At 61.1% G+C, this 12,503-nt stretch carries 11 protein-coding genes; 8 read left to right on the forward strand and 3 right to left on the reverse strand.

What is annotated here, in order from left to right; all coding sequences use genetic code 11:
* Positions 1-5: 5 nt before the first annotated feature.
* Entirely contained in the window at positions 6-1,145 is a 1,140-nt protein-coding gene (gene rlmG / locus ACP39K_RS19105) for a 23S rRNA (guanine(1835)-N(2))-methyltransferase RlmG (protein WP_048794640.1), read from the reverse strand.
* A gap of 149 nt (positions 1,146-1,294) precedes the next feature.
* Between rlmG and ACP39K_RS19110 the strand changes: the two genes are divergently transcribed.
* The 5 genes from ACP39K_RS19110 to sstT all read left to right on the forward strand — a co-directional run bounded on the left by ACP39K_RS19110 (position 1,295) and on the right by sstT (position 6,283).
* Positions 1,295-1,801 carry a M48 metallopeptidase family protein gene (locus ACP39K_RS19110; RefSeq protein ID WP_004937154.1) on the forward strand — a complete coding sequence of 169 codons (507 nt, stop codon included), beginning with the start codon at positions 1,295-1,297 and terminating at the stop codon, positions 1,799-1,801.
* Positions 1,802-1,850: 49 nt separating this feature from the next.
* Positions 1,851-2,831, forward strand: a complete 981-nt coding sequence (locus ACP39K_RS19115; RefSeq protein WP_025304343.1) for a Gfo/Idh/MocA family protein — start codon at positions 1,851-1,853, stop codon at positions 2,829-2,831.
* A 1-nt stretch (position 2,832) separates the two neighbouring features.
* The gene (locus tag ACP39K_RS19120; protein WP_033639317.1) at positions 2,833-3,564 is read left to right on the forward strand and encodes a glutamine amidotransferase; all 732 of its coding nucleotides are present in this window, start codon (positions 2,833-2,835) and stop codon (positions 3,562-3,564) included.
* Between the two features lie 252 nt (positions 3,565-3,816).
* Entirely contained in the window at positions 3,817-4,785 is a 969-nt protein-coding gene (locus ACP39K_RS19125; protein ID WP_016930179.1) for a TerC family protein, read from the forward strand.
* A 262-nt stretch (positions 4,786-5,047) separates the two neighbouring features.
* Positions 5,048-6,283 (forward strand): serine/threonine transporter SstT, encoded by a 1,236-nt coding sequence (gene sstT / locus ACP39K_RS19130; protein WP_033639315.1) that lies wholly within the window; start codon positions 5,048-5,050, stop codon positions 6,281-6,283.
* A 53-nt stretch (positions 6,284-6,336) separates the two neighbouring features.
* Here the strand turns inward: sstT and ACP39K_RS19135 are convergent, their stop codons facing one another.
* A complete protein-coding gene (locus ACP39K_RS19135) occupies positions 6,337-7,824 on the reverse strand; it encodes a UxaA family hydrolase (protein ID WP_033639314.1) in 1,488 nt (495 codons plus the stop codon).
* Positions 7,825-7,844: 20 nt separating this feature from the next.
* Positions 7,845-9,257: a glucuronate isomerase gene (uxaC, locus tag ACP39K_RS19140; RefSeq protein ID WP_060445065.1), complete on the reverse strand. Its 1,413-nt coding sequence runs from the start codon at positions 9,255-9,257 to the stop codon at positions 7,845-7,847.
* A 284-nt stretch (positions 9,258-9,541) separates the two neighbouring features.
* On the opposite strand from uxaC, the gene ACP39K_RS19145 reads away from it, so the two are divergent.
* From ACP39K_RS19145 to ACP39K_RS19155, 3 genes are all read left to right on the forward strand, one after another.
* Positions 9,542-10,840: an MFS transporter gene (locus tag ACP39K_RS19145; RefSeq protein ID WP_015379157.1), complete on the forward strand. Its 1,299-nt coding sequence runs from the start codon at positions 9,542-9,544 to the stop codon at positions 10,838-10,840.
* 119 nt (positions 10,841-10,959) lie between these two features.
* A complete protein-coding gene (gene exuR, locus ACP39K_RS19150; protein ID WP_004937137.1) occupies positions 10,960-11,736 on the forward strand; it encodes a transcriptional regulator ExuR in 777 nt (258 codons plus the stop codon).
* A gap of 186 nt (positions 11,737-11,922) precedes the next feature.
* Positions 11,923-12,369, forward strand: coding sequence for a hypothetical protein (locus ACP39K_RS19155; RefSeq protein ID WP_004937135.1), 447 nt, complete (start codon positions 11,923-11,925; stop codon positions 12,367-12,369).
* Positions 12,370-12,503 lie beyond the last annotated feature (134 nt).

Raw genomic sequence — 12,503 nt, forward strand, 5'->3', positions numbered from 1 at the left:
CACGCTCAGCGACGCGCGCCGGATTTCACCGCTCGAAGGATCACGAACTTCTTGTTCGAGGCCACCAGCGTGCAGTTGCCGAACAGGCGCTTGAGTTTCTGATGGTAGTCGAGGTGACGGTTGCCGACGATGCGCAATTCGCCGCCCACCTGCAGGCAGCGCTTGGCGTCGCAGAACATCTGCCAGGCGGTGTGATCGGTAATGGCGTGTTGCTGGTGGAACGGCGGGTTGCACAGCACCGCCTGCACGCTTTCGCGCTCGATGCCCGCCAGCGCGTTGTTCACCTCAAACTGACAGCGATCCAGCTCTTGCGGCAGGTTGTGCTCCACGTTCAGCTCGCTGGAGGCCACCGCCATGTAAGATTCATCGACAAAGGTCACCTGCGCTTCCGGGTTTTGCGCCAGCGCCGTCAAACCAATCACGCCGTTGCCGCAGCCCAGATCGACGATATGGCCGTTCAAGCCGCGCGGCAGATGCTCCATAAACAGGCGCGCGCCGATATCCAGGCTGCCGCGCGAGAAGACGTTGGCGTGGTTGTGGATCAGCCAATCGGTGCCGTCCAGCGTCCAGTTGGTGGTTTCCGCTGCCGCCGGCGGAACGATGTCCGCCGCCTGGCAGAAGATCAGGCGCGCCTTCTTCCACGCCAGGCTGGTGCGCGTTGGGCCCAGCACTTTTTCAAACAGCTGCATCGTCGAGGTGTGCACGTCGCGCGCTTTGGCGCCGGCAACGATCAGCGTGTCTTCGGTCACGACGTGGCGCAGCGCGCGCAGCTGCTGTTCCAGCAGCGCCAGCGCTTTCGGCACGCGAATCAGCACCACCGCCGGCGCCGCCGGCAGCTCGGCCAGGCTGTCCAGCAGCGTGATCTGCTCGGGATCCAGACCGTTGAGCTTGAGGTTGTGGCGCGTCGCCAGCTGGCTCATGTACGAATCGCTGACGCTGTAAGGGCGATGCGCGTGCAACGCACAGGCCAGGGTGCCGAAGTTATCGTTGAAAATCAGCACCGGGCGGCCGCCGATATCTACGTTTTCAAGCTGTTGCAGCAGATATTCGTCCGCCGCTTCCCACGCCTGAAGTTGGGTGGATTCTTCCTGTTGGGGATAACGCTCCAGCTCAAGTTGCTGTGTTCCCAGATCGAGTTGGCTCATTGCCCCTCCTGACTGATAAAATTTGGGCTGTTTATCCCCTAAAAACGCCCGTCAGTAAAATGTTTTTTCGGATAAATTGCGTATGTCAGGATTTGAGCGAAAAAACAGCATAGAATGACCGGCTGAATGGCCGTTGATACGGAACAAGAATGTCTGAATTGACCTACCTGCAAGGCTACCCAACGCATCTGCAAAGCCAGGTGCAGCAACTGATCCATCAGAATCGGCTGGGGGACGTGCTGCTGCAGCGCTATCCGCAGGTGCACGACTGCACCACCGACAAATCGCTGTATCAGTTTACCGTCGATCTGAAAAACCAGTATCTGCGCAACGCCCAGCCGCTGAGCAAGGTGGCCTACGACAGCAAGATCCACGTCATGAAGCACGCGCTCGGCCTGCATACCGCTATCTCGCGCGTGCAGGGCGGCAAGCTGAAGGCCAAGGCGGAAATCCGCGTGGCGACGGTGTTCAAGGTCGCGCCCGAACCGTTCCTGCGCATGATCGTGGTGCATGAGCTGGCGCACCTGAAAGAGAAAGATCACAACAAGGCGTTCTACAGCCTGTGCTGCCATATGGAGCCGGATTACCACCAGTTGGAGTTCGATACCCGGCTGTATCTGACGCACCTTTCGCTGTTCGGCGAGCTGTATGCATAGCGCGTGAGGGCGTGATAATCTGCGGTTTTAGGCTGGACCGGAGCTCGCCATGATTCGCTTTGCCGTCGTCGGCACCAACTGGATTACGGAACGTTTTATCGATGCCGCCCATGAAAGCGGCAAACTCAAGTTGAGCGCCGTGTATTCACGCTCGCTGGAACAGGCGCAGGCGTTTGGCGCCAACTATCAGGTCACGCAGTTTTTCGACTCTCTCGAGGCGATGGCCCAGTCCGACGCCATAGACGCGGTGTATATCGCCAGCCCCAACTCCCTGCACTGCCCGCAATCGCTGCTGTTCCTGCGCCATAAAAAGCATGTGATCTGCGAAAAACCGCTGGCCTCCAACCAGCGCGAAGCGGAACAGCTGGTAGCCTGCGCGCGGGAAAACCAGGTGGTGCTGTTCGAGGCGTTCAAAAGCGCCTATCTGCCGAATTTTCTGGCGCTGCAACAGGCATTGCCGAAAATCGGCCGGCTGCGCAAAGCCTTCATCAACTATTGCCAATACTCTTCGCGCTACCCGCGCTACCTGGCCGGCGAGAACCCCAACACGTTTAATCCGCAGTTCTCCAACGGCTCGATCATGGACATCGGCTACTACTGCCTGGCCAGCGCGGTGGCGCTGTTCGGCGCGCCGCAGTCGGTGCTCGCCAGCGCCACGCTGCTCGATACCGGTGTGGACGCCCACGGCACCGTCTGCCTGAACTACGGCGATTTCGACGTCACGCTTTCCCATTCCAAGGTCAGCGACTCGGCGATCCCCAGCGAGATCCAGGGAGAAGAAGGCACGCTGATTATCGACAAAATCTCCGAGTGCCAGGGCGTGGCGCTGACGCCGCGCGGCGGCAACCGCCAGGATCTGAGCCAGCCGCAGCACATCAACACCATGCTGTATGAGGCGCTGGCCTTCGCCGAGTTGGTTGAGAAGCGTCAGGTGGAACATCCGGGGCTGGAGAATTCGCTGATCGTCGCCCGCCTGCTGACCGATATCCGCCGCCAGACCGGCGTCGTCTTCCCCGCCGACGGAGAATGAGATGAAACCGCTGCTCGTGATGCAAACCGGCGACGCGCCGCAGGCCATTCGTCAGGAATTGGCAAACTTTGAAGGCATGTTCCTGCAACAGGGGAATATCGACGCCGAACGCGCGCACATCGTGCATCTGCCCGCCGGCGAACGGCCGTTGCCGCCGGCCGCCTATTGCGGCGTGGTCATCACCGGCTCGCCGGCGATGGTGACCGAACGGCTGCCGTGGAGCGAGGAGGCCGCCGAGTGGCTGCGCCAGGCGATGGCGATCAAACTGCCGCTGTTCGGCGTCTGCTACGGCCATCAGCTGTTGGCCTACGCGCTCGGCGGCGAAGTGGGTTACCATCCGCAGGGCATGGAAGTCGGCACGCTGGAGATCGAACTGCTGCCCGCCGCGGCCGACGATCGGCGGCTCACCCTGCTGCCGCCGCGCTTCAAAGCCAATCTGATCCACTCGCAGAGCGTGCTCACGCCGCCCGCCGGCGCGCAGACGCTGGCGCGTTCGCAGCAGGACGCGCACCAGATCCTGCGCTATGGCGATCATGCCCTGACCACCCAGTTCCACCCGGAATTCAACGGCGCGGTGATGAGCCAGTATCTGCAGTGGCTCGGCGAGCTGCATCCCGAGCAGCAAGCCCGCTACCACCAGCAACAACAACAGGTTAGCGACACGCCGTTCAGCCGCCTGCTGCTGCAGGGATTCGTCGTCAGCCTGGGCGCGCAAAAAGCGTTGGCCGGCTAACGCGATTCACGTTGACCGCCGACACATTTTGCATTACTTTCTGCTCTGCAAAGGGGAGTAACTTCATTGCCGGTCAATCGTCATTACGATGCGCAAGCATCCGGTTACCGGGCAACCTGATGTCAAAGGTGTAACCACCTTCATCAACGTTGTAAGTGAGACCTTGCCGGAAGGCGAGGTTTGCTTGCAGCGTTCACAGAGCGGCTGGCGTCTTCCGACGTTGGCCGTTTTTGTTTTTGAAGGATACCTCTGATGATGAATTCCGTTGGCACACCGTGGTTATGGGGCAGCTTCGCCGCCGTCATAGTCGTGATGCTCGCAATCGATCTCCTGTTGCAGGGCCGTAAAGGCGCGCACACCATGACTATGAAGCAGGCAGCCAGTTGGTCGCTGGTGTGGGTCAGCCTCTCCCTGCTGTTCAACTTCGGTTTCTGGTACTACCTGAATGAAACCGCCGGGCGCGCCGTCGCCGATACCCAGGCGCTGGCCTTCCTGACCGGTTACCTGATCGAAAAAGCGCTGGCGGTAGATAATGTGTTCGTCTGGCTGATGCTGTTCAGCTACTTCGCCGTGCCGGCCAACCTGCAACGGCGGGTGCTGATCTACGGCGTGCTGGGCGCAATCGTGCTGCGCACCATCATGATCTTCGCCGGCAGCTGGCTGGTCAGCCAGTTCCAGTGGCTGCTGTATCTGTTCGGCGCTTTCCTGTTGTTCACCGGTATTAAAATGGCGCTGGCGAAGGAAGATGACTCGGCGATCGGCGACAAACCGCTGGTGAAATGGCTGCGCAGCCGCTTGCGCATGACCGACAGCCTGGAAGGCGAGCGTTTCTTCGTGCGCCGCAACGGCATCCTGTTCGCCACCCCGCTGGTGCTGGTGCTGATCCTGGTGGAACTGAGCGACGTGATTTTCGCGGTGGACAGCATTCCGGCGATCTTCGCCGTGACCACCGATCCGTTCATCGTGCTGACCTCTAACCTGTTCGCCATCATGGGCCTGCGCGCCATGTACTTCCTGCTGGCCAACGTGGCGGAACGTTTCTCGATGCTGAAATACGGCCTGTCGGTGATCCTGGTGTTTATCGGTATCAAGATGCTGATAATCGACTTCTTCCACATCCCGATCGGCATATCGCTCGGCGTGGTGGCGGGCATCCTGACGCTCACCTTGCTGATCAACGCCTGGGTCAATCGCCGCAACGATCGCCTGGCGAAGAAATAACCATAATCTGTTATCCGGGGCGCTAGCCGCCCCGCGATTGTTTGGCAATTCCCCCAAAACGCCAAACGTTATTGCGATCACACAAATGTAACCAGTATGTTATCAAGTGTTGATCCGCGCTCAGAATTTCACCCTCGCCTCTTTCCAACCTCATTCGATTGCTGAATACTGATTCGGCAAACACACTTAGTTACAGAATCATATAAAGCTGCCCGGCGTCGTTCCCGCCGCGGCGGCCAGATAACATCAGGAAGAAAGCACTATGCAAAAACTACTACAAAAGATCACGCAGGGCAGCCTGGTCAAACAAATCATGGCCGGCCTGGTGGCCGGCATTCTGGTGGCGCTGGTTTCGCCGGCGGCCGCGGCGGCGGTCGGCCTGCTCGGTTCCCTGTTCGTCGGCGCGCTGAAAGCGGTGGCGCCGGTGCTGGTGCTGATTCTGGTGATGGCCTCGATCGCCAACCATAAACAGGGGCAGAAAACCAACATTCGCCCGATCCTGTTCCTCTACCTGCTGGGCACCTTCGCCGCAGCGCTGGTGGCGGTCGTCGTCAGCTTTATCTTCCCTTCCACGCTGGCGCTGACCACCGGCGCGACCGACATTACCCCGCCGGGCGGCATTGTGGAGGTGATGAAGGGCCTGTTGATGAGCGTGGTGGCCAACCCGTTCCATGCGCTGATTAACGCCAACTACATCGGCATTCTGGCGTGGGCCGTCGGGCTGGGGCTGGCGCTGCGCCACGCTTCCGAGACCACCAAGGGGCTGATCAACGACATGTCCCATGCGGTCACGCTGGTGGTGCGCGCGGTGATCCGCTGTGCGCCGCTCGGCATCTTCGGCCTGGTGGCCTCTACGCTGGCGGAAACCGGCTTCGGCGCGCTGTGGGGCTATGCGCAACTGCTGATGGTGTTAATCGGCTGCATGCTGCTGGTAGCGCTGGTGCTCAACCCGCTGATCGTGTACTGGAAGATCCGCCGCAACCCGTATCCGCTGGTGTTCGCCTGCCTGCGCGAGAGCGGCGTGACCGCCTTCTTCACCCGCAGCTCCGCCGCCAACATCCCGGTGAACATGGAGCTGTGCAAAAAGCTGAACCTGAATGAGGACACCTACTCGGTTTCCATCCCGCTGGGCGCCACCATCAACATGGCCGGCGCGGCGATCACCATCACCGTGCTGACGCTGGCGGCAGTAAACACGCTGGGCATCGCGGTAGACGTCCCGACCGCCCTGTTGCTGAGCGTGGTGGCCGCCCTCTGCGCCTGCGGCGCCTCCGGCGTGGCCGGCGGCTCGCTGCTGCTGATCCCGCTGGCGTGCAACATGTTCGGCATTCCGAACGACGTGGCGATGCAGGTGGTGGCGGTCGGCTTTATCATCGGCGTGCTGCAGGATTCGGCGGAAACCGCCCTCAACTCCTCCACCGACGTGCTGTTCACCGCCGCGGCCTGCCAGGCGGAAGACCAGCGGCTGGCGAACGAAGACCCGCTGAAGGTGCGTTAACCCCGCCTTGCCTCATCAAAAAGGCGCTCCCTCGAGCGCCTTTTTTATCAGCCTTACAGCGTCACCCCGCTTTTAAATATCGCCAGCTCGCGGAAGTCGTTGGTTTCATTACGCGCCGGACGCCCGTTGGCGATCTCGACAATCAGGTCGATGAAGCGGCTGAGCAACGTCTCCATCGCCACGCCGTGAACCAGGCCGCCGGCGTCGAAATCGATCCAGTGCGGTTTCTTCGCCGCCAGCTCGCTGTTGGTCGCCAACTTCACCGTCGGCACAAAGCCGCCGTACGGCGTGCCGCGCCCGGTGCTGAACAGCACCATATGACAGCCGGCGCCGGCCAGCGCGCTGGTCGCCACCGCATCGTTGCCTGGCGCGCTGAGCAGATTCAGCCCCGGCACGCGCAGCCGCTCGCCGTATTTCAACACGTCCACCACCTGGCTTAGCCCCGCCTTTTGGGTGCAGCCAAGCGACTTCTCCTCCAGCGTGGTGATGCCACCGGCCTTGTTGCCCGGCGACGGATTCTCATAAATCGGCTGCTGATGGGCAATGAAATAGCGTTTGAAATCGTTGATCATGTCGACGGTTTTGCCGAAGGTCTCCCCATCGCGACAGCGGCTCATCAGAATGCGCTCGGCGCCGAACATCTCCGGCACTTCGGTCAGCACCGTGGTGCCGCCGTTGGCGATCGCATAATCGGAGAACCGCCCCAGCAGCGGGTTGGCGGTGATACCCGACAATCCGTCCGAACCGCCGCACTCCAGGCCGAACTTCAGCTCGCTCAGGCGGCCCGGCTCGCGGCGATCGTGGCGCATCTCCCGGTACAGCTCGTGCAACAGCGCCAGCCCGGCCTCCACTTCGTCGTCCTGTTGTTGGCACACCATAAAGCGCAGCCGCCGCTCGTCCTCTATCCCCAACGTGGCGCGAAAGGCATCCACCTGATTGTTCTCGCAACCCAGCCCGATCACCAGCACCGCGCCGGCGTTGGGATGGCGCGCCAGATTTTGCAGCATGATGCGAGTATTGGCATGATCCTGCCCCAGCTGCGAGCAGCCGAACGGATGGCTGAACAGGTGAACGCCGTCGATCCCGTCCGCCTGCGTTTGCTGCAAAAAGCGCTGTTGGATCTGACGGGCGATGCCGTTGACGCAGCCGACGGTCGGCACGATCCACAGCTCGTTGCGGATCCCCACTTCGCCGCCGGCCCGGCGGTACAGCTGCACCTCGCGATCCGCCGCCTGCGGCGGCAACGTCGGGAACTGCGGCTGGTAACGGTAGCTGTCCAGATCGCTCAGGTTGGTTTTGACGTTTTGCGAATGAATGTGCTCCCCAGGCGCAATGGCCGCGAGCGCATGGCCGATCGGCTGGCCGTATTTGATGATGTCTTCGCCCTCGGCGATCGGGCCGAGCGCAAATTTGTGCCCGCGCGCCACCGGCTGCGCCAGTTGGATGACCGCGCCTTCCAGCTCAACGCACTCTCCGGCAGCCAGATCGCGCAGCGCCACCGCCACGTTATCCTGCTCATGAATCTTTATCGTACTTTGCATAAACCGGTCCCGGATAACGGCTACGCCAGTTCAATGGCGAAATAGTCTTTGGCGTTGTCGAAGCAGATGTTTTTCACCATCTCGCCCAGCAGCGCGATATCCGCCGGCGCTTCGCCGTCCGCCACCCAACGACCGATCATCTGGCAAAGGATACGGCGGAAGTATTCATGGCGCGTATACGACAGGAAGCTGCGACTGTCGGTCAGCATGCCGACGAAGCGGCTCAGCAGCCCGAGCTGCGCCAGCTGCGTCATTTGGCGCTGCATGCCGTCCTTCTGATCGTTGAACCACCAGCCGGAGCCGAACTGCATCTTGCCCGGCGTGCCTTCCCCCTGGAAATTGCCGATCATGGTGCCGATTACTTCGTTATCGCGCGGGTTGAGGCAGTAGAGAATGGTTTTCGGCAGGCCCCCCTGCCGCGCCTGGGCATCCAGCAGCCGCGACAGCGGTTCCGCCAGCGGCCGATCGTTGATCGAGTCGAAGCCGATATCCGGCCCGACGGCGGCCAGCATGCGGCTGTTGTTATTGCGCAGCGCGCCGATGTGATACTGTTGCACCCAGCCGCGGCGCCGGTATTCGCCGGCCAGGAACAGCAGCACCGCGCTTTTGAACTGGGCGCTCTGTTCCGGCGTCGGCAGCTCGCCGTTCAGGCGGCGCAGCAGGATCGCATCCAACGTCGCTTCATCGGCCTCGCCGAACACCACCACGTCCAGCGCATGATCGGCCACCTTGCAACCGTGGGCGGCGAAGTGATCCATGCGCTTGTACAGCGCGTCGCACAGCGTGCTGAAGCGGCCGATGGCGGTGTCCGCCGCCGCCTCCAGCTGCCGCAGATAGTCGTTGAAGCCGGGCGCATCGATGGTGAAAGCCTTGTCCGGCCGCCAGCTCGGCAATACCTTGATATCGAAGCCACGATCGTCGGCGATCGCCCGATGGTGGCGCAGATCGTCGATCGGATCGTCGGTGGTGCCGACCATTTTCACGTTCATCTGCTGCATGATGCCGCGCGCGCGAAACGCATCCTGCGCCAATAGCGCATTACCGCGCTGCCAGATCTCATCCGCCGTGGCCGGCGACAGCAGCGTGCCGGTGATGCCGAACGGCCGACGCAGCTCCAGATGCGTCCAGTGATAGAGCGGGTTGCCGATGGTATGCGGCACCGTGGCGGCCCAGGCGTCGAATTTCTCGCGATCGCCCGCATCGCCGGTGCATAACCGCTCCGCCACGCCGTTAGTGCGCATCGCCCGCCATTTGTAGTGATCGCCCCGCAGCCAGATATCGTACAGGTTGCTGAAGCGGGTATTCTCCGCGATCTGCTGCGGCGGCAAATGGCAGTGATAATCGAAAATCGGCTGCGGCGCCGCATAATCGTGATACAAGCGCCGGGCAAATTCGCTGTCCAGCAGGAAATCTTCGCTCAAAAACGTCGCCATCTCGGGCTCCTTACTTGCCGTGCGGCACGGGGTTCGAATCACAAAAGTTATCACACCAATTTTAACTAGCGTCCAGCAGATTTTTCCCGATGTCTGCTGTTCATCCTCTCTCCACGCCCTTTTTCGCTCAATTTACCGGCAAAAATGCCCTATTTCACCGGCCACAGTATCGCTCAGGCGAATAATTCCTTTTGTGATATCACTCAACTTTTAAACCTGTATGACAGGTTATTGTCTCGCCAGCCGCATCGACGGCCACACCTTCAAACGGGGAGACATTTCGGATGCGTAAAATTAAAGGGTTACGCTGGTACATGATCGGACTGGTGACCATCGGCACCGTGCTGGGCTACCTGACCCGCAACGCCATCGCCGTCGCGGCGCCGACGCTGGAAGATACGCTGCACATCACCACCCAACAGTATTCCTATATCGTCGCCGCCTATTCCGCCTGCTACACCGTGATGCAACCGGTGGCGGGCTATGTGCTGGACGTGCTGGGCACCAAGGTCGGTTACGCCATGTTCGCCATTCTGTGGGCGCTGTTCTGCATGGGCACCGCGCTGGCCAACAGCTGGGGCGGCCTGGCGCTGGCGCGCGGCGCGGTCGGCATGGCCGAGGCGGCGATGATCCCCGCCGGGCTGAAGGCCAGCAGCGAGTGGTTTCCGGCCAAAGAGCGTTCGATCGCCGTCGGTTATTTCAACGTGGGTTCATCGATCGGCGGCATGATCGCCCCGCCGCTGGTGGTATGGGCCATCGTGGCGCACAGCTGGGAAATGGCGTTCATCATCACCGGCGTGCTGAGCCTGATCTGGGCCATTTGTTGGCTGCTGTTCTACAAACACCCGAAAGATCAAAAGAAACTGAGCCAGGAAGAGCGCCGTTACATCCTCGAAGGCCAGGAAGCGCAGCACCAGACCTCTAACGCCAAAAAGATGTCCGCCTGGCAGATCGTGCGCAACCGCCAGTTCTGGGGCATCGCGCTGCCGCGCTTTCTGGCGGAACCGGCCTGGGGCACCTTCAACGCCTGGATCCCGCTGTTCATGTTCAAGGCCTACGGTTTTAATCTGAAAGAGATTGCCATGTTCGCCTGGATGCCGATGCTGTTCGCCGATCTCGGCTGCATCGTCGGCGGCTACCTGCCGCCGCTGTTCCAGAAGTATTTCAAGGTTAATCTGATCGTCTCACGCAAGCTGGTGGTGACGATGGGTGCGGTGTTGATGATCGGCCCCGGCATGATCGGCCTGTTCACCAGCCCTTACGCGGCTATCGCGCTGCTGTGCGTCGGCGGCTTCGCCCATCAGGCGCTGTCCGGCGCGTTGATTACCCTCTCTTCCGACGTATTCGGCCGCAATGAGGTGGCGACCGCCAACGGGTTGACCGGCATGGCGGCCTGGACAGCCAGCACACTGTTCGCCCTGGTGGTCGGCGCCCTGGCGGACACCCTCGGCTTCAGCCCGCTGTTCGCCGCGCTGTCGGTCTTCGACATTCTCGGCGCCATCGTCATCTGGACGGTGTTGCAAAACCGCCCGGCCGCCGAAACGCAGCCGGCCACGCTGCAGCCTGCCCCGGCGCGCAGCTGATCCCGCCGCCCGGCCGCCGCGCCGGGCCTCTTGCTCCTCTGGCAGCGGTGCCGAATAAGTGGTATAACAAATCCGATGGCCACGCGCCCCTTCCCACCGCACCGTATAGAGCATTCACTATGGAATTCACCGAAACCAGACGCCTGTATCAGCAACTGGCCGCCGAGCTCAAGCAACGCATCGAAAGCGGCCGCTACCCGGTAGGCGACAAGCTGCCGGCCGAGCGATACATCGCCGAAGAGATGAATGTCAGCCGCACCGTGGTGCGCGAAGCGATCATCATGCTGGAGGTGGAAGGCTATGTGGACGTGCGCAAAGGATCCGGGATCCACGTGGTGTCCAACCAGCAAAAGCACCTGGTGGTGCCGGGCGACAGCATCGAGTTCGCCACCGCCGGCCCGTTTGAGCTGCTGCAGGCGCGCCAGCTGATAGAAAGCAACATCGCCGAATTCGCCGCCACCCAGGTGACCAAACAAGATATCGTGCAGTTGATGGAGATCCAGGAGCACGCCCGTAAAGAGGATCGCTTCCGCGACTCGCAGTGGGATCTGAAGTTCCACGTGCAGGTGGCGCTGGCCACCCAGAACACCGCCATGGCCACCATCGTGGAAAAAATGTGGGTGCAACGGGTCAACAACCCTTACTGGAAAAAGCTGCACGAGCATATCGACGAACGCTCGATCGCCAGCTGGTGCGACGATCACGATCAGATCCTCAAGGCGCTGATGCGCAAAGATCCTTACGCCGCCAAACTGGCGATGTGGCAGCACCTGGAAAACACCAAACAGATGCTGTTCAACGCCACCAGCGATGACTTCGAATACAACGCCGATCGCTACCTGTTCGCCGAGAATCCGGTGGTGCATCTGGATGGCGTGAACCACGAGCCGAAATAGCCACGGCGGTCAAAAACCGTCGGCTTATGTCAGGTAATGTAAAATCCGCTGAATCGATGCCGGAACCGCCGTTTGCCGTGTACTATTTCACCGTCGGCAACGTAGATTTCCCTGTTGCCAATCGTGCTATTTTGGTAGAGTTAGCCCACTTTTTTACCCATTGCTGCGGGGGCGGGACGCGAATAAATGCGCTGGTTGTTTGCCATGCTGATTGCTGTTTTCTGCTGGACCGGTTCGGTCTCCGGCCAACAGCTATGCGTGGCGTCACCCAAGCCAACCCCCAGCGCGCTGAGCAGCCTGCCGCTGCTGGCGGAGCCGGCGCTTTCCCCCTATGATCATGTGTATCGGGCGCCGGCCGAAGCGCGCCGCAAAGCCCCCGGCAAGTTGCCGCTGCTGCTGCCCAGAGCGCACTCTTTCTCCGGTTCGCTGCTCGCATCCTCCCTGCCGGCGCCGGTCTATACCCTGGCCGCAGAGCCGGGTTACCGAATTCGCTTCCCCCGCCAGGACACCCCGGCCCCCAACCGGCTTGCCCAGGTCGACTGGATGCTGGACGCTTCCAGGCAACAGAGTCGCCAGGCCGGTTGGAAAGAAAGCAACATGCAGTACCGTGGCACGCTGACTTACCACCTATGACCGGTGTCGCACCGCTTAGAAACCTTAAAGCAACGCCGTTTCATCGTTATCAGCACTCAGGATCGCCGCGCGCTTTCAGCTCACGCCCGCTCCGCCGCTGAGATAAAAATAAACAATGACGTTTTAGGAACACC

Source organism: Serratia sp. EC4 (assembly GCF_059652115.1).